Raw genomic sequence first — 18,359 nt, 5'->3', positions numbered from 1 at the left:
CGATGAGTTGCCGTCCAATTGTATAAGGCGGATTGAGACTAGAAAGAGGGCCCTGGAAAACTGTTCCGATTTTTTTGCCGCGTAAACAACACGTTTCTGCTCAAAACTTCATCAGTGCACCGCAGCAAACATAATGTCTTTCTCAGTGACCGCAAGTGGTGAAAATTCTTCAACAATTCGCCCCTGGCGACAAACCAGAATGCGATCAGAAAGGGCCAAAATTTCTGGCAGATACGATGAGATAACTATAACAGCCAGCCCCTGATCTGCAAGACCTTCGATCAGGCTGTGGATCTCCGCAATAGCTCCCACATCAACGCCCCGTGTCGGCTCATCAAAGATAATGAGTTTGGGCTTCTGCACAAGCGCTTTGCTGATGACAACCTTCTGCTGATTGCCGCCCGAAAGCTCAATAACCTGAGCTTTTGAATCAATACTTCTGATGGCGAGCTTACCTCTCCAAGTATCAGCGAGCACCTTCATTTCCTTGTAGCTCACAACAGGCAGTCGCTCTAAACCAGCAGCCAGAAGTCCCGCATAGAGATTTTCAGCGATTGACATGGTTTCAAAGAAGCCATCGACTTTGCGGTCTTCGGTGACATAAACGATCCCGTCCCGCACGGCATCACGCGGCGTTGTGTAACGCACCGGCTGTCCGCGGTACTCGATGGTTCCGCCACGCAGAAAATTGCGTTTGAAAACTCCGGCAATGATCTTCGCCGTTTCTGTTCTGCCAGAACCAACAAGCCCGAAAATGCCAGTCGTCTGTCCCTCGAATACTGAGAAGGATGTATTGCGAACCATCGCCCCCATAGACACATCTTCTACCGAAAGAATTCGCCGACCAGCAGTGCGAATTGCCCTGCGTAGCTGAGAACCCTCGACAGGTTTGCGACCGATCATTGCCTGAACGATCTTTGCCTGGTTCAGATGGACCGTCTTGTCCGTGATCACTTTCTGACCGTCACGCATGACAGTGATGCGGTCCGAGATGAGCAGTGCTTCCTCCAGGGCGTGGCTGATGAAGACAATAGTCACCCCGCGTTTTTTTAATCGTCTGATAAGCGCGAAGAAATGTTTGCGCTCTTCGGGTGTCAGAGTGGCGGTTGGTTCATCAAAAATGATGATCCTGGCATTCAACCGCACTGCGCGCGCAATCTCTACCATCTGACGTTTTGCAGCACCAAGCGTTGAAACATTGGCCGTGGGATCAACTGTAAAATTTAGCGATTGAAGGAATTGTTGTGCCGCAATAGTAATACCGCGCAAACGATTGAATGCCTTCTCATCACCGAGATAGAGGTTCTGGGCAACAGTCATCGAGGGTACAAGGCTCGTTTCCTGAAACACCATTGCGATACCATTTCGCAAAGCATCGGCAGGGCCTGAAAACTGCACTTCCTTTGCGTCCAGGATAAGCTTGCCCGAACTCGGCTCAACTACACCGGCAATCAATTTGCTCAGCGTCGATTTTCCGGCTCCATTTTCTCCAAGTAGCGCATGCACTTCACCCGAGTGAAGGTCGAAATCAACTGCATTAACGGCCACATTGCCGTGATATGACTTCGTGATCGCTTTGGTTTCCAGCAAAACTGTCATTGTCCATCACCGTCACCGAGCTCGATAATCAAATCAGCTCCCTTCAAGGTTGCAAGCACCGACGAGCCCACATTCAGTATCGATGTCAATCCGTGGCGGGTTCCATCAGAACGGCTATGAAAACTTTGCTCCGGCAGGTATTGGCTATCGAGCAGAACTGCCAGACCGTATGAACGCGATGGCGCCCAAGGCTTGTGTACGCCCATCGTGCGAACCGATCCGCATTGCAATGGCGCAAGAAAGTCGGAGCCAGTTGATAGGGCGGGAGCAATCCAATATTCGCGCTCAATCGTTGCAAGCATATCGCGACGGAAGGCTTTCTCCTGCAATACGAACTCGATCAGACGATTTCGAGGTGCAAAGACAGATAGCCAGAAACCACCATTTTGAGCAGGCGACAGTTTCCCCGGGTAACCCGGAATTCTGGTCAGAACCGGAACCAATCCCGTTCTGGCGTCGATGCGAATAATGCGGTGTGCAAAAGCCTCACTGACATGGATCGAGCCATCACGGTGAGCCTGAACGCCCGATGGCCATGCAAGCTTGTCTGCCAGAAGACAGGCTTTTCCAGAGACAATATCAAGTGTCCACACAGATCCGCTCGCCTGTTTGTTCATGAGAGCCACAGCCCAGTCAGACGGCGCATATGTGGCAGAGCCCACTGTTACGGCGATGGTTGTCGCGTTAATCACCGATACAGCAGTTGGACAGCAAAGACTGGTTGATCCGAGTCGGTCGAAGGTCTTGCCGTCATGGACACCACCATGGACGAGAAGCTTGCCGCTATCAAGCGCAACAATGAGCGCGTCATCGGAAAGCGCCGCCAGCGCGGAGATTTCGGCGTCGTAACTAGCGATCTTCTGCACTGTGTCGCCAGTAATTTTGAACACCGAAGCACCGGATGAAAATACAGGCTCTCCCGACCAGAGAACGAGATTATCCGGCTCTTTATGCGAATGGACCACAGGGGCATCATCCAGCGCACTATTTGGTTTGTATGCACCGTCATAGGGAGGAATCGTAATTGCCTTGCCACGGAAGGGATCAAGAAGGCGGTCAATGAAACTCATTTTGCACCGCCCCAATAAGAGTTCCAGCCTGTCCAGTCAGGATCAGCCCCGTCAATCCGGATACGACCAATCCGGTTGTTGAGAATACCGCCAATATAGAGAAAGCCTTTGTGCTCACGCATGGATGTCACCATTGGGTGGCTTGCACCGCCAATATCGCCAAGGGTTGCAACAACAGCGCCAGTTTCATCAAATTTCACAACACCACCCGTGTTGATATTGGGAAACAGCCAATCATCCTGCGGAAGACGCCGGGTCATGCGTTTGCGCATCGCGGGATTGCGCAACGCAAGATCGAAACTTGGTGTGCGCATACCCAGCCACGCCATCCAGTAAGTGCCATCGGAAGCACGATTGATATTATCCGGATAGCCCGGCATGTCGCGGATAACTGTTTCGAGGGTGCCCGCCTTTGGTCCCGCAATCCAGTAGCGATGAACCGAGCACGCCCACGATTCCGCCAGGAATAGCGACTCGCCGTCATGGGCTATGCAAACGCCATTGGCATAGCGGAGGTTTTTAAGGACTGTCCGTGTTTTGCCGGTCTTTGGGTCAAAAACCAACAAACGTCCGGTGGGTCGGCTCTCAATTGAATCCAGAGCCCAGTCGTGCGCATCATACCGCGTCGTTGAATCCGTAAACCAGACCCGACCATGACGATCTATGTCGCAATCATTCGGATCACGCAGTCGCGCATCGTCAATAACGGAAAAAAGAGAGCGGCCAGTCTCCGTTGATAATTCGCTGACCACCCCATCCTGTGCAACAGAGTACAAACCCATAGCACCCACGCACGACTTTATCGATCCGTCACGGTCGATGGCCAACCCCAGCGGAAAGCCGCCAATATGAGCAAATATCTCTGATCGCTTATAATCAGGTGCAAAATAACGCACGATTTCACCATGACGGGTGCCCGCATAAAGATTATCGTCCCGATCCAGAACTACATCTTCCGGACCCTCGACTTCACCAATACCGATCGCTTCAGCACTCGCCAGTGAATTGTTAAGCGCGTATGGCGTGCCCGATCCGGGAATCGCCGACACGGCCGATTGCATCCGATGGTGCACAGGTGCGACATAAACTTCAGACACGACCTTGTGGCGGTTCTTGAGCCATCGAACGTCGAAAACGATCGCAAGAGCCAGCAACAATCCCAGTATCATCTGATTGGTACCCGTTCCCGCCCCGATGCGTATTAATCCGTTGTTGATGAGCAGAACGGCAACAGCACCCATAAAGCCCTTTGCAATGGAACCACGTCCACCACCAAGACTGTTTCCGCCCACAACAGCAGCTGTCAATGCCAGCAATTCCAACCCAAGCCCCGTTCCTGGCCCAGCTCCAGACAGCCTTGCAGCAAACAGATAACCGGCTATGCCACACGCACCTCCGCAAACAACATAGGTCAGGAAAACTGTACGCCGCACTGGAATGCCGATATTGAATGCAGAACGTCGAGCGCCACCAACTGCACTGATGTGCCAGCCAATGCGCGATCGAGTAATGATCAGATGTGTGAACGCCGTAAAAAGCAGAGCGATCAGCGCACTCACAGGAAGGCCCCACAGGGTACCCATACCCATCCAGTCAAAGCTATCAGAATAGACTGCGGAGCTTTGGATCTGTTTACCGTAGTGAATGATCAGAATATCATAAATAGAACGACCGATGATGAGCGTAACAAGGGTTGTGAGAAATGCGCGCAGACGCAGATAACCAATGAGAAAACCATTGAACGCACCAAACAATGCCCCCACTCCGATCGCGGCGATAAAAGCAAGCCAGACAGGCCCCTCCCCAATGTAGATGATGGCGAGTGCGGCAAAAGCTGCTAGAGCGAAAATAGACCCTACCGACAGATCGATCCCGCCTCCGATGATAACCACCGTTAGACCGATAACGACAATCAGAAACTCTCCCAGTTGCCGTGATGTATCAAGGAGACTGCCCGCGGTAAAGAAGCCTGGAACAAGCACACCGAAAATTCCAACCACCGCGATAAGAAAAACAAACGGAACCAGATTATCGGCCCAGTTCTTAACGAGAATTTCTCCGGCGAGATGGTCCGGTATCCTGTTATAGCGAAACCGCGCTAGCGCTTCTCTCATTTTCATTCGATGTTTCCGGCTTTCCGAAAGGCAATGTCTGTCATCTACTCCCCGCTATTGGAGCCGGGATGCATACGCAAAAATAGGAAAGCACAACGCAAGAAAGGCTGTGCTCTCCATCGTTGTAACTTTACGTCTTCGCCGCTTCGATTGCCTTTTGGCTCCAGCAGACGCCAGGCGTCAGATCACCTTTCGTGCGGGCTCGTTCGAGTGTGTAGAGGTATCTCGCTTTATCACCGGGCTTTTCATTGCCCTGTAGCAGAAGCTTTATCGCGGTTACAACATCGTGCGACTGACGAACCAGCTCGCTGGTTACAATAGCACCGAATGTACCATCTTCCAGCAGGTTGCAGTCGATTTGTTCGCCGCCACCGGTGGTCACAAGAAACACTTTGTCTTTTAGACCTGCATCACGAATGGCAGCAGCAGTTCCCTGCGCGGTAGCGTCCCAAAAATCGATAATGCCGCAAACGTCAGGATTTTGCTGTAGCAGGGTGGTGGCTGCATTGCGAGCGGTGGTCGGATCCCAGTTGGAATCTGGCTGACCAACGATCTTAAATTCAGGGTTCTTTTCAAGGACGGCCTGCACACCTGCCCATTGATCGAGGCTCGATGCATTAACCTGATCCCCCTGTATAACGCCGATCTTCTTGCTGGAATTTGGTCCACAACCTTTAATAACGGCTTCTGCTTCAAGTTCTCCAAGCTTCTTCCAGTCTGAACCAGCAAAAACGTCAGACGCAAAGTTCGATGGGTTATCCAGTTGAATTACAAAAATGCCTGCATTCTGTGCCCGTTTATAAAGGCGGCTGTAGGAGTTGATGTCAGGTGATTGTACGATCAACACATCTGGTTTGTTCGCTGAAGAAATCAGATCTGTAATTGCCTGCGCGCCAGCATCCACGCTCCAGTTCGGATCGCGTGTCTCCCAGATACCACCGAACGCTTTGACTTCTTCACCAATAAAGTAATTCCACCCCTGAGCAAGATCAAAGCCCATTGTCATTGGTACAAGCACAACGCGCTTGCCTTTAAGCGCATTCTCATAAGCAACAGGTCCGGCATTGTCCGCATCCTGCGCGGAGCTTGCGAGAGCTCCCACAGCCAACACCATGGTCGCGGACAGAGCAGCAAGTAAACCACGCTTCCATAATTTCATTTTCCAACCCTCTCTTCGATGGACCGCCAAGCGCGCCCCAAGTTATAAATGTCAGATGTCGCCTTGCTGGCTGGTCTGTTCATCGCGTGGGTTGAGACGCCCATCGAGAATGATTGCAGCCAGCAAAATTGTTGCTTTGATCAAATTCTGATAGATATTGGGGAGGTCGAGGATGGTCATGCCGTTGAGAAGAATGCCAATCAACAGAGCACCGACCAGAACGTTGCGCATCCCGCCTTTCCCGCCCGACAGGCCAATGCCGCCAATCACCACGACCAAAATGACATCATAGAGCAGCGTTGAATTCACGATGCGAGTATTCATGCTTTGGAGGCTGACAGCTGTGGCAACTCCTGCCACCCACGCCAGTAGAGCACTAATGACGTATTTCAGAAGAGTGAGCGGACGCACGCCAATGCCCATGGTTCGCGCAGCGTGATAGTTATCACCCATGAGGTAGAGGAACCGTCCCGGTTTTGTATATCGGAGAAAAAGCCAACCTGTGATCAGCAGACCAAGAAAAAGCAGCACATCAAGCGGAAGCCCCACCAGCCGAGCCTGTCCAAGTGAGAGAAGCATCAACGCATCCTGCGGTATGGCAATCACATCTTGCGTCAATATCTGTGAACGAACGAAACCAAAGCCAAATGCGCTTGTGGCGAGCGTCGCAAAAAGCGCCGGGACACTAGCATAGGCAACCAGAAACCCATTGACCAAACCGATAGCTACTACGACCAGAAACACTATCGAACTTGCGGCTAGCAGACTCCAACCATAATGTAACAATTCAAGTTGAAGTGCCGTCGCTATCACCATCACAGCAACCATGGATAAATCGATACCACGACCGATAACCACCAGCCCCATGCCAATAGCGAGAATGCCCAGCACTGAAATACTGCGTATAATTGCTATAAGATTTCCCGTTGTCCTGAAACCTTCAAGGCTCAAGGCAAAGCCAGCAAACAATGCTACAGCCAGGATCAGAACAATTTTTTCCTGACTAACAGATTTTGAAATGCCCGATGACCACGACAATCGTGCGACCTTTCACATGCTGAAACAGTTGTTTCAGACCGTTAGTCGGCGCCCAGTTGGACTTCAACTATCGCGGTAATTGAAACTCTTTCTGGATCATCAATAGCGGGTCGAGGTCGATGCTTGCAGGCAGCTTTTTCTATCTTAATGCCAAAACGAGAACAATTTTTCGCCAAACAGCATCGCGAAGGAAACAGGTCGTAAACCATGTCTTCGGCCAAAGAACCAACGCTGGGATTATCCGTTTCAGCTAGTCACATCAAATTCTGGATCAACAGGAATAGACAAGGCTGTGACAATCCGATTGGTCTCCGATGCCATTCCTATAACGGCAAGGAGATCACCATACTGCGCGTCTGTCATTCCCTTGGCGCGCGCAGCAGCAGTGTGGGAATGAATGCAGTAATTACAACCACTTGCAACAGACACAGCAACATAGATCAGTTCTTTTGTGAGGGGATCCAGCGCTGACGGCGCAACCATTACTTCTTTCAAACTTTGCCACGTCCGTTCGAGGGTGAGAGGATCGTTCGCCAGACCCCGCCAGAAGTTATTTACGAAGTCTGATCCCCGAACTGCCCTTATATCGTCGAATACCGCTTTAACACGCGGTGATTTCTCCGCATCACTGTCAGTCCAGAGCTTCACCGTCGTCATCTTCTTCACCTTAAATTTCTGCAATCACCGTTAGCGGTTATCGCAAACCAACCACATCAGCCAAAACCGGAATCTAGCTCCATGCACAGAATGTTTGAATCGATCAGATATTGCCTGCTATTTTGAAGCGCAGCGCATCATTGATAAAGCTCTTTTCGCCTGGCTCACTCTCATTTGAACCAAACGGTAGCTGTGCCCGCAATCTCCAATTTTGCGGAATATCCCATTGCTGAGCAACAAGACTGTCGATCACAGGATTATAGTGTTGCAGACTTGCCCCAATCCCGACAGTCGCTAAAGCAGTCCAAACTGAAAACTGCGCCATTCCCGATGATTGCTCAGAAAACTCAGGGAATTTGTCCGCGTAGAGCTGATAGGTCTCCTGCAGCTCACGAACAATTTGCTGATCTTCGTAGAAAAGCACCGTTCCCGCTCCAGATGCAAATCTCTTTATCTTCGCCTCAGTTGGTTGAAAAGCATCTGCAGGCACGAGTGGTCGCAACGCCTCTTTCACGATATCCCAAAATTGAACGCTCTCAACCCCATAAAGAATGACAACCCGAGAACTTTGAGAATTAAAGGTACTGGGCGCCTGGCGAACAGCTTCTTGAATTATGCTGGTGATCTCGGCTTGAGACAGCTTTACGTTCCTACCAATGTTGTATTGGCTTCGACGACGGCGAAGATGAGCGATAAAGTCATGGACCATAACAGTTCTCTTTGCAGGTAAACAGGATTTGGTTTCAGATAAACGCTGAACGGGTAGTCGGAGGTGAATAAAACTGACAGGTTGACCCGCCCCGGGCAAAGTAGCGATGTAATGATTTACGGCACGACTGTGGAATTTTTTTCCAAATTACGCACTCCCAGCGCTTATCTTATTATACCAACGCGCTCAAAGTGGAAAGGACGCATAATTGGTGCTCGCCCTTAACTCAATTGATTCAGACTCAAATGCGACGCCAAGATTTTCAGCAAGGGCTCTTATAGAACCCCTACCTTGTCGAGCCCACCTGAGAACCGTTCCGAAAGGTATTACATACTTGCACTAATCAAACCAAAAGTGATTTCAATGCACGATTGGGTACTCTTATCTAGTATTCACGCAGGAGCGTTATCAGGCTAGGTTTTCTTTGCGTTTTGCATAGCAGGCGTGTGAATTGGAATTCTGATCATTCCCTGCCTCCTGAAACCGGCATAAATAGGGGAACAGGCTCGCGGATCGGCGACATTTCATTGAGGTCTAGCGCGCGTTGGATCCTGATTTTCCAAGGTGTTTCAACACTTATTTCGTTGACCGCAGCTTTGTCGAAAAAGAAGTCCGCGGTCGCTCGTTGTTTGACCGATTCCCCACCCAATGGAAGAACATCAGTTGCATTGCGCTCTACAAAATCCATATCGTGGCAAACCAGAATGACCGCGCCTCCAGACTGTCTCTCTTCTGAAATGATTTGCTCAAGCCGTTCCGTCCATGCTCTATCCAGTCCGCGTTGAGGCTCATCAAGAAGGAGAATATCGGGATTGTTGGCCAATACACATGCAAGCGTCAGAAAACGACGACTTGCATAATCAAGATCGAGTGGATGATAGCTGGCAAATGACGAAAGCCCGGTCCGGTCAAGCGCGGCAGCTACTTTTTCCTCAACCCGTTGTTTTTTGAACCCAAGTTGTTTTGGACCAAAAGCAACCTCCTCTTCGACTGTCGAGGCAAAAAGCTGCTGTTCGGGACTTTGAAAGACTGTGCCGATGTGACGGGCAATCTCATGTATCTTTAGCTCGGACAGATTTTTTCCGTTAAGCTCAACATGACCACGGATTGGTTTCAGAAGGCCGTTCAGTAGCCTTAAAAGTGTACTTTTTCCTGCGCCGTTTCTCCCGATAATAGCTAGCACGTCAGTGGATGACAGCGTGGCGCTAAGATCATGGAAAAGCGAGGGCGAGGATGGATAAGCAAATGAAAGATGTTCAATTTTTAACATCACTGAGACTTTCAATGAAAGCATCGAACTGAACAGATGCAAGCGGGAGCGTCTTTGTACTGGCCAGTTGATGATCCTGTCCCAGAAATGAAACAATAGCTTTCGTAACTGAGGGTAAGCCAAGGCGTTCCACAAGTCGCGGGTTAAACAAAACCTCTCGTGCATTGCCGTCGGCGACGAGGCGAGAATTGTCTAAAAAGATAATGCGCTCGGCAAGGGTCGCTGCAAGACCTGGGTTGGTTTCGAGCAATATGATTGTGAGATCAGTCGACAGGCTGTCTAGAACGCCGAGCATGGCATCGCGAGATTGAGGATCGAGATTTGTGAATGGTTCGTCCAGCACAAGGACTTGCGGCTTCAGGGCCAGTGAAGCCGCGATCACAAGGCGTTGTTGTTCTCCGCCCGAAAGACTAAAGGGGTTTCGCTCCAACAAGTGGCAGAGATTGGTGGCATTGAGTGCGAAGTCAACGCGTTTGTGGATCTCGCTTGAAGGGAGGCCCAGATTCTCAGGTCCGAAAGCTATTTCCTCTTCGACGGTGAAAGCGCGACCTGAAAGATGCTGGACAGGAATTTGCCCTACAAGTTGGATAGAAGAAGCGTGTTCAGCGTTCACAAGATCCTTCCATGGACGTCCCTCAAAAAGTATACTTCCAGACATCGTTGCATTGACATGCCATCCAGCGATGAGCCTGCCAAGCGTCGATTTCCCTGAGCCGTTGGCTCCGACAATCGCAAGACGCTCGGACTTTTCAACCCCGAAACTTAAATTGTTCAGAATGGATTTGTCACCATACGACAAACTTAGATTTGAAACGTCAATCAACGCCATAACGCATAACCAACTTGTAGGATCGATATCAGATAAAGCGCACGGCGGTATTGTTTTTCAACTGCGCTGTCTTTGAGTGGGTGAAGGGTCGTTCTGTAAGGCAATGCACGAAATCCGCGTGCGTTTAATACATCAGCGCGTTCATGGGCATCAGAGAGGGCCGACGTAACAAGAGGCACCACCAGCATCGACAATGCATTAAAACGGGCTTTCATGCTGCCTTCCGTATTCAATCCTCTTGAACGCTGGGCATCCTGAATGGCCTTTGCGCGCGCACCGAATTCATCCAGAAGCAGCAGCGGAGAGGCAACTAAATATGAAACGCCAGGGGGCAATCGTGCCCCATCGAAAGACCGCAGTAATGTCGATGGATGTGTTGATGACACAAAGAGCAGTGAGGCGGCTAGCATAAGGGAAATTCGTCCAGAGAGAAGCGCTGCATGTGCCACTCCTTCTGGACTGTATCTCAAGTATCCGATTGAAACGAAATCACTTTGCGGAAGAAGCACGCCATGAAAAATGAAGACTGCGAGAACGAATGGCAGCGATAACAGAACAAAGCGCTTAAGCACCTTTTCCTGCATGCCGAATGGTATAGAAAGTGCTGCCAGAACGAAGGTCAATATCCAGAGCGCTAGCCAATTTATTATAAATGACAAGGTGATTATCCAAACAAGAAGGGCTAGTTTGGTCAAAGGATTTGCCCGGTGGAGAATGCTTCCTCCCGGGCTGAAAATAAAGGACCTGTGAGAACTCATGCAGTGCGGCTATATTTCAAATAGGCATAGCCGGATGACAGGCGCTCCGGAAGCTTGCTGATAATTGCCCAGACCAATAAAGCGCTTATGATCTTATCTGCGATATTTGTTGTAAACACCGTAAATGCCACAGAGCTAAACAAGGTCTGTCCGACATTCGCCAGATACGCGATGAAGAAGTCTGCGCCCGAGCCTGTTACGCCACCAAACAAGTATATACGGATTGGAACAGCAACAACTGTAAGTGCAGCTGCAATCACGACGCCTGACAGCACGGCCTGCCAGAATTTTCTGAACCATCCCGCGCGAGCCAGTAAGCCCGCAACGATGCCAATGACGAGAGCGACAGGGGCAAAAGCAGCGGCAACGGGAGCGAAAATAAGTCCGATTATTAAGTTTGTTAGAAGTCCTGTCAGGCCACCAGCGATGGGTCCTGCCAGCACTGCCACGAGAAGCGTACCGATTGAGTCAAGAAAGATTGGCAGCCGCAAGATATCATTGAGCTGTCCGCCGACAATGTTGATCACAATTGCCACGGCGATCAGCGCCAATACCCGTGTATCGAATTGAGTTCTTGCTATCGCAGTCATTGATCTACCCCCTGTTAATTTTGATTATTCAGACAAGTGTCTCGGTTCGACGATCAGCTCTTCCCACCCGGACTTGGCACATAATTCGCGGCGGAAACTCAAGTCTTCCAGTTCAGCAAGGATGATTTCGGCCGTGGTGTAAACCGCCGAGCCAACACCAAAATGCGCGCCTATTGTTTTTCCGGTTCTATCTGAAAGCGAAATATGCAGATGTTCGCCTTTATCATCGATCGTTCCGACGAGGGATACGATCTCAAAATGCCCGGACACCTCGGCCCATACTCCTGTATTCGCATAACGCAACAGGGCTGTGTTGAGACTGCCAACGACAGATACAATGGATACGGCTTTCAAGCCTTTTTTGTCGACGAAAGCGCGTAGCTCTTTAACAACATCATCACCCGGCTCAAGCCTGATGGCATAAAAGCGGACCTGGCTGGGCCGCGCATTTTCAAATTTTGTCATATTCAACCTCAAAACCCAAAAGGCGGAGCGAGAGTTGAGTTGACACAAAAATCCACACAATCGGTAGGCAGATTATACTAAAGTTCGCGCTTACAGAGGAAAGTTCAATTCTAAGCTGCGATCATACAATCCATGTCAAATAGACGCGTTTAGCCTTCAAGCGTTCTTCGGCGTGCATATCGCTGGCATGAGGATTTATTCCAGTGGAACGTCGGATGGCTAGACGTGTCCTAATGAGGAGTTCACAAGGCAAGCTGGAACAAAATGCCTTTAAGAACACGACATTTAGAATTAGAAATCTATCAAAATAGTAGACTATTTATAACTTGATGGGGATCGAACCTCAGCAATCGAGTTTGGAATAGCCGTGGCAGACGAGAAGACACTCATTATAGGGGCCGGCATACTTGGCCTCTCAGTCGCAGACGCACTATCCCGTAAGGGACACAAGATCCAGGTGTTAGATAAAGATGGCGCGCAAATAGCGGCGTCTAATAGAAGTTTCTCGTGGTTGAACTCATTTGGCATCACAACCCCGTCATACCGAAAACTTCGTCTTAAAAGCATGGCGCTGTACAGAGATAGATTGCCTCCAATTAAAAGATGGTTTGCCTTTCCTGGCTCGATAAATTTGATAGCTGAAGCAGCTCGTACCCAAAAGCTTCTTTCATACCATACCGAAGATGATTACGCTGTCGAACGATTGGGCATCGATCAAGTTTCTGCGCTAGAACCTCACTTAAACCGCGATATCTTTAGACGTTACGATATTATTGGTGCGCGTAATGACGGATGGGTGGACCTCAAACCATTTCTAGACTTGTTGCGAAGTCAGATAATTCAACGAGGCGGTCGGATTGATACGGTCGAAGGAGGAAACCTTGTCTTCAACGGAGATAGTGTATCCGGATATGTAACGACTGCGGGAAAGCATTTTTTCGCCGACAACGTTGTTGTCGCTGCAGGCGCAGATACCCCGCTTGTGCTCCAAGCAGTGAAATATGAAATCCCGGCGAGAAGTAATATCGGCCTTATAGTGAAGGTAAGGTCAGAAACCACGATTGGGTTGCGCCACGTGCTGCGAACGCCGGAGTTGTCGTTACGTCCCATGGAAGGTGGTGGGCTTGTGCTTCACTCAGAAGCTTCTGATGGTCAGATACAGAGTGGAGATGCCAACGGCCCTGTCGAGCCAGGAATAATAGAATCTTTGATTTCGAAAGCTTCCTCGCTATTCGTGGGTTCGCCCAGACTTGTATTTGAATCAATGGGTATAGGGCCACGGCCCATCCCTGGCGACGGGCTCTCGGTTTTTGGTGCCATCCCAAATATTGGCGGCCTTTACACGGCCTTTTCACACAGTGCCGCAACCTTAGGACCGGTAATCGGCGAACTCCTTGCTGATGAGATTGCTGATGGCCACATAACCTCGCTTTCGGTGGATTTTAGACCCGATCGCTTTTCTAACGTTCTTAAGACCCAGGCTGAAATAGAGGAACAAGCGTAATGAGCGATGCCGTTGCAGACTTTGTAATTATCGGAGCGGGAATATTCGGTGCGTCGTTAGCCTACCACCTGGCTGCCGCTTCGAGATCGGTTCACCTCATTGAACGACACTCGGTAGCGTCCGGTGCATCAGGCGGTCCGGGTCATCGCGGTGTACGAGCCAATAACAGAGATCTAAGAGAGCTACCGCTCGCAGCTCGTGCCGTGAAACTCTGGCCCGAATGGTCCGAAAAATTTGGTCAGGACAGTGGATACGAAAGAGTGGGTGGATTGAGTGTCGGAGAACAGGAGTCCGTTTCCGGGAAAGCTGGAAAGGTCACACTCAAAGCACGTGCCGCCGTGCAAAACGCCTTTGGGATAAGGACAGAAATTCTAGACGCGGAGGCTGTAAAAGCCTTGTTGCCGCAAATATCGGATAAAGTTCGCTACGCGCTCTTTAATCCCGATGATGGTATAGCGGACCACACGGTGACAACACGTGCTTTTTCTCAGGCAGCAGTCGCGCTGGGAGCAGTTCTTGAAGAAGGACAGAACGTCGTTAAAGTGTTTACCGACAGAGAGAGGTGCGGCGTGGTTCAGCTGCACGACGGACGAGAACTCAAAGCGCGTCAGGCGGTAATTCTTGCTGCCAATACGCAGGTTCCCAAGTTGTTAGCGGAAGCTTTTGAAATCGAGTTGCCAATCTGGCCCTTCAATCCACAAGTCGCTCAGATCAAAGTCGGCGCAGAAGTAAAGATCGATCAACTCGTAAATCATCAACATCGCACATTATCTATAAAAAGGGCCGATCGCGATCACCTCACTGTAACGGGCGGAGCGGTCGGACATTGGGACGAGGACACTGAGACCGGTGTACCTGATCTTTCAGTTTTATCTGCAAGTTTGCAGACCCTGGCTGCTGTCTTCCCGACGGCTGCTGTGGGGGCACAGGTGACCCATCTAGAAGCGGGCCGAGCCGATAGCAGCTCCGCAGATCAAATCCCGATTATAGACCAGGTTCCCGGGGAGCCCATTTTTTATGCGACCGGTTGGAGTGGCCACGGGTTTGCAATTTCTCCTGCTGTCTCCGAAGCCGTGGCAGAATGGCTAATAAAAGGCACAAAACCCTCTGTTCTAAATCCATTCTCGGAAGCGCGCTTCCGTCCCCAATCAATCGCCTAACCGGGACCGCATTCAATGAAATCATTCTTCCGCCAAAGCCTCCTGGGAGGCATTAGCACAACTCTGCTTTTAGCAATTTCAGGCAATTATGCAGCTGCCGAACCACGACGAGGAGGCGAGGTTGTCTATCTACAAAGCTCCTTTCCACCATGTCTGGACGTCTCACAAAGCGCGCGGGCGCAAAACGCGACACGCCAAGCGCTTGATACATTGCTTGATCAGGACAAGAATACTGGTGAAGTCCTCCCATGGCTTGCTACAGATTGGGGCTATGAAGACGCGGGAAGAAAACTTCTTTTAACCCTCAGGAAAGACGTTACCTTTTCTAACGGAGAGAGGTTTGATGCAGTCGCTGTAAAGGCGAATCTTGATAAGCTTTGGGAGCTTGCGCAAGCCGGGCAGGCGAGCCAAGCGCTTAGCTATCTATCCGGTTATGAGGGAGCTGATGTCCTAGCAGACGACAAAATTGCTATTCATTTTAAGGAGGCAAAAGCAGGTTTCTTGCAAGCCTTGACCGAGAAGACGCTCGCGCCACTTGCCCCTGAGACATTATCCAGAACACCAGAAGAACGCTGTGCAGGTGCACTTATCGGCACCGGACCCTTCGTCATCTCGAATGTTATCAAGAACGACCGCATCGAACTCAGCCGACGAGATGACTACAACTGGTCATCCAGCAACGCTCTTCACAACGGTCCAGCATATCTTAATCGCATCAGCATACGTACAGTTTCAGAAGGAAGCGTGCGGGTTGGAGCATTATTGAGCGGTCAAGCGCAGATCATTGATGAACCGCCGACGGACGACCTTGATCGTATTAAAGCTCAAGGCGCAAAAATTGTTGCGCGGACTGCGGGCGGTGTTGGCATCACGCTTTACCCGAATATTGCGCATTCAGTCCTATCTGATGAAGCTGTTCGTCGAGCATTCCAAAAGGGAATCGACCGCAAAGAAATCGTTGAGGCACTATACTCTGAGTATGACACGCCTTCGACTAGCATACTGTCATCGACCGTTCCTGGACAAGTCGACCTGGGGTCGTTGTTAAAGTACGATCCTGAAGAAGCTTCATCAATCCTCGAAAACGCCGGATGGGTGAGAGGCGTAGATGGCGTGCGGGCTAAAGACGGCAATCGTCTTGCAATCGAGGTTCTTTGGAGTTTTCCAGGCTACACTTCGACGCTAGAACTTGCACGAGAACAGTTAAAGCCAATTGGTATCGAACTTGTCCTTAATCAACGCCCTGACAGCGAGATTGGCGGTCTCACACGAGAAGGCAAATATCAGCTGCGCTTGAGCGATTTGACACGCCCTGATCCAGATGTCCTGAATTCGGTTTTTGGGGGAACCAAGAATTCAGCCAATTTTGTTCCTGTACCCGAAATCAACGAACTTTTGAGCGCACAAAGCAAAATCCTGGACTTTGAGAAAAGAGCAGAAAGCGTTCGAAAAGTTCAGCAACTCATTCTTGAGAAAGGTTACGCCTTTCCGATTAAGGAGAGCGTTACTATCCTCGCCACATCGCCGAAAATATCTGACGCTTGGCTTTCCACGCCACGATGGCCCGTCCTTTACGATACTTGGCTCGCGGAATAAGGGGCGCCTATGCAGATCTACATCGTGAGACGAATAATACAGGCCATCTTCGTATTATGGGCTGCGTTCTCGATTACATTCGCGATCCTGTACCTGCTGCCGGGTGATCCAGTTGCGATAATGTTAGATCAACGCGGCGAAGGCCAACTCGCTGATGAAGCCCTCATAGAAACAGTCCGTGAACGATATGGTCTCGACCGCCCCATCGTTTGGCAATATGTCGAGATGCTTGCAAAAGCTGTTAAGGGAGACTTCGGCCTTTCCATCGAAAGCGGCCAACCGGTATTCAAAACGATATTAACTGCTCTACCAGAAACACTGAAACTTGCAGGCAGCGCGCTGGTCCTTGCCATTTTGGCTGGTGGAATTTTGGCGATCTGGGCCACATATAGTCAATCGCGCTTTGTTACAAGTGTCCTGTTATCACTTCCACCCCTGGGCGTAAGTATTCCTGGGTTTTGGATTGGTTTGTCGCTCATGCAGCTCTTCTCGTTCCAATTCCTCTTGTTTCCAGCCATGGGTAACGACGGTCTGCAATCGCTAGTTTTACCAGCCCTGACGTTAGCGCTGCCTACAGCAGCGGGGTTTGCTCAAGTGTTTGCGCATAGTCTCAAAGACGCATTATCCCAGCCCTATATCGATACTGCCGTGGCAAAAGGCGCCTCGCGCATCCGTGTCCATCTTTCCCATGCGCTCCGGAATGCAACTTTGCCAGCATTAACTCTCATTGGTATCAGTGCAGGTGGCCTCTTGGGAGGTTCTGTCGTTACTGAGGCTGTTTATTCCCGCACCGGGATAGGAAGGCTGACAGAAATAGCAGTACACGCGCGGGATATTCCCATGGTCCAGGGTCTCGTTCTTTTATCGACGGCAATTTTTGTGCTCATCAATCTCGTCATCGATCTTCTTTATCCACTCTTCGATCCTCGGATCGTAGAGCATAGCGCTACGAGTAGTCGCCGTGAGGTTAATGTCAAATGAGCCTTCACACCCTCCCCAGTTTCCGTGCACACTGGCGCATACCTGAACTCATACCTCATATCGGGACGGCGATAGCTTCACTCGTTTTATTGCTTGCACTTGGTTGGGCTTTTTTCCCGTGGGTATTCAGTGGTGTAGATCCCTTTGCATCTCGTACTGTGCTGCGATTAAAGCCGCCATCCTTGGAGCATTGGTTCGGAACCGACTATCTGGGGCGAGATCTTTACGCACGCTTAGTTCATGGTGCTGCGCTTTCACTTCGCGCGAGTGTCGTCGCGGTGTCAATTGGTTTCACACTTGGAGGCTTGCTCGGTCTGGTCGCCGGCTTCTTCCGAGGGCGGACCGAAAGCCTAATTATGGGCATCATTGATATCCTATTGGCAATTCCAGGCCTTTTACTAGCCCTTGCGATCGTGACGGCTTTGGGACCAGGTACCGTCAACATTGCTGTGGCGGTTGGCGTCGGGACGATCGCAACCTATGCTCGGCTTACACGTGCGCAAGTTCTTAAAGTAAGCAATGAGGCATATATTGAAGTTGCGTATGGCTGCGGTGTTTCTAACCTTTCAATCCTAGTCCGACACGTCATTCCCAATGCTATCGGTCCCGCACTCGTTCTAGCCGGAATTGAGTTTGGTTCAGTTATTCTTTCAGTTTCCGCGCTTTCCTTTCTAGGTTTCGGAGCGCCACCACCTGCACCTGAATGGGGAACCCTCATTTCAGAAGGCCGAAACTATCTCGTCCGCGCTTGGTGGCTCACGACGATACCAGGACTTGTCATCGTCGCAGTGGTACTCGCCGTCAACACAATAGGTCGGAAAGTCGATCATTGGCGCAGCGGATTACAATGAGGAACCCCA

The 18,359-nt window shown here is 50.4% G+C and carries 17 protein-coding genes; 5 read left to right on the top strand and 12 right to left on the bottom strand.

Annotation, left to right across the window (positions count from 1 at the left end; all coding sequences use genetic code 11):
• Positions 1 to 111 precede the first annotated feature (111 nt).
• From QSJ70_RS22215 to QSJ70_RS22160, 12 genes are all read right to left on the bottom strand, one after another.
• Entirely contained in the window at positions 112 to 1,599 is a 1,488-nt protein-coding gene (locus QSJ70_RS22215; protein WP_285539714.1) for a sugar ABC transporter ATP-binding protein, read from the bottom strand.
• The gene (locus tag QSJ70_RS22210; protein WP_285539712.1) at positions 1,596 to 2,669 is read right to left on the bottom strand and encodes a hypothetical protein; all 1,074 of its coding nucleotides are present in this window, start codon (positions 2,667 to 2,669) and stop codon (positions 1,596 to 1,598) included. Before QSJ70_RS22210 ends, QSJ70_RS22215 begins: the two co-directional genes overlap by 4 nt.
• Positions 2,666 to 4,789 (bottom strand): ABC transporter permease, encoded by a 2,124-nt coding sequence (locus QSJ70_RS22205; RefSeq protein ID WP_285539711.1) that lies wholly within the window; start codon positions 4,787 to 4,789, stop codon positions 2,666 to 2,668. Before QSJ70_RS22205 ends, QSJ70_RS22210 begins: the two co-directional genes overlap by 4 nt.
• A 124-nt stretch (positions 4,790 to 4,913) precedes the next feature.
• Positions 4,914 to 5,942: a sugar ABC transporter substrate-binding protein gene (locus QSJ70_RS22200; RefSeq protein ID WP_285539709.1), complete on the bottom strand. Its 1,029-nt coding sequence runs from the start codon at positions 5,940 to 5,942 to the stop codon at positions 4,914 to 4,916.
• 51 nt (positions 5,943 to 5,993) lie between these two features.
• The gene (locus QSJ70_RS22195; RefSeq protein WP_285539708.1) at positions 5,994 to 6,980 is read right to left on the bottom strand and encodes an ABC transporter permease; all 987 of its coding nucleotides are present in this window, start codon (positions 6,978 to 6,980) and stop codon (positions 5,994 to 5,996) included.
• A gap of 246 nt (positions 6,981 to 7,226) precedes the next feature.
• Positions 7,227 to 7,637 carry a carboxymuconolactone decarboxylase family protein gene (locus tag QSJ70_RS22190; RefSeq protein ID WP_285539706.1) on the bottom strand — a complete coding sequence of 137 codons (411 nt, stop codon included), beginning with the start codon at positions 7,635 to 7,637 and terminating at the stop codon, positions 7,227 to 7,229.
• 103 nt (positions 7,638 to 7,740) lie between these two features.
• Positions 7,741 to 8,346, bottom strand: coding sequence for a nitroreductase family protein (locus QSJ70_RS22185; protein ID WP_285539704.1), 606 nt, complete (start codon positions 8,344 to 8,346; stop codon positions 7,741 to 7,743).
• Between the two features lie 463 nt (positions 8,347 to 8,809).
• Positions 8,810 to 9,616 (bottom strand): energy-coupling factor ABC transporter ATP-binding protein, encoded by an 807-nt coding sequence (locus tag QSJ70_RS22180; RefSeq protein WP_285539702.1) that lies wholly within the window; start codon positions 9,614 to 9,616, stop codon positions 8,810 to 8,812.
• Positions 9,603 to 10,445 (bottom strand): energy-coupling factor ABC transporter ATP-binding protein, encoded by an 843-nt coding sequence (locus QSJ70_RS22175; protein ID WP_285539700.1) that lies wholly within the window; start codon positions 10,443 to 10,445, stop codon positions 9,603 to 9,605. Before QSJ70_RS22175 ends, QSJ70_RS22180 begins: the two co-directional genes overlap by 14 nt.
• Positions 10,436 to 11,203 (bottom strand): energy-coupling factor transporter transmembrane component T family protein, encoded by a 768-nt coding sequence (locus tag QSJ70_RS22170; protein WP_285539698.1) that lies wholly within the window; start codon positions 11,201 to 11,203, stop codon positions 10,436 to 10,438. Before QSJ70_RS22170 ends, QSJ70_RS22175 begins: the two co-directional genes overlap by 10 nt.
• On the bottom strand, positions 11,200 to 11,793 hold the full coding sequence (locus QSJ70_RS22165; protein ID WP_285539696.1) for an ECF transporter S component: 594 nt from the start codon (positions 11,791 to 11,793) through the stop codon (positions 11,200 to 11,202). Before QSJ70_RS22165 ends, QSJ70_RS22170 begins: the two co-directional genes overlap by 4 nt.
• A 24-nt stretch (positions 11,794 to 11,817) precedes the next feature.
• Complete coding sequence (locus QSJ70_RS22160) at positions 11,818 to 12,258, bottom strand: PPC domain-containing DNA-binding protein (RefSeq protein WP_285539693.1); 441 nt, start codon at positions 12,256 to 12,258, stop codon at positions 11,818 to 11,820.
• Between the two features lie 367 nt (positions 12,259 to 12,625).
• On the opposite strand from QSJ70_RS22160, the gene QSJ70_RS22155 reads away from it, so the two are divergent.
• From QSJ70_RS22155 to QSJ70_RS22135, 5 genes are read left to right on the top strand one after another with little or no spacing between them, the layout of a single operon-like run.
• Complete coding sequence (locus tag QSJ70_RS22155; RefSeq protein WP_285539691.1) at positions 12,626 to 13,762, top strand: NAD(P)/FAD-dependent oxidoreductase; 1,137 nt, start codon at positions 12,626 to 12,628, stop codon at positions 13,760 to 13,762.
• A complete protein-coding gene (locus tag QSJ70_RS22150; RefSeq protein ID WP_285539689.1) occupies positions 13,762 to 14,922 on the top strand; it encodes an NAD(P)/FAD-dependent oxidoreductase in 1,161 nt (386 codons plus the stop codon). The genes QSJ70_RS22155 and QSJ70_RS22150 overlap by 1 nt, the downstream gene beginning before the upstream one ends.
• A 15-nt stretch (positions 14,923 to 14,937) precedes the next feature.
• Positions 14,938 to 16,518: an ABC transporter substrate-binding protein gene (locus QSJ70_RS22145; RefSeq protein WP_285539687.1), complete on the top strand. Its 1,581-nt coding sequence runs from the start codon at positions 14,938 to 14,940 to the stop codon at positions 16,516 to 16,518.
• A 9-nt stretch (positions 16,519 to 16,527) separates the two neighbouring features.
• Positions 16,528 to 17,499, top strand: a complete 972-nt coding sequence (locus QSJ70_RS22140; protein ID WP_285539685.1) for an ABC transporter permease — start codon at positions 16,528 to 16,530, stop codon at positions 17,497 to 17,499.
• Positions 17,496 to 18,350 carry an ABC transporter permease gene (locus QSJ70_RS22135; RefSeq protein WP_285539683.1) on the top strand — a complete coding sequence of 285 codons (855 nt, stop codon included), beginning with the start codon at positions 17,496 to 17,498 and terminating at the stop codon, positions 18,348 to 18,350. Before QSJ70_RS22140 ends, QSJ70_RS22135 begins: the two co-directional genes overlap by 4 nt.
• Positions 18,351 to 18,359: the final 9 nt, after the last annotated feature.

The sequence above is a fragment of the Brucella sp. NBRC 12950 genome (assembly GCF_030268145.1).
GTDB lineage: Bacteria > Pseudomonadota > Alphaproteobacteria > Rhizobiales > Rhizobiaceae > Brucella.
The sequence above is the reverse complement of the archived record's forward strand: the minus strand, read 5'-3'. Positions and strand labels throughout refer to the sequence as shown.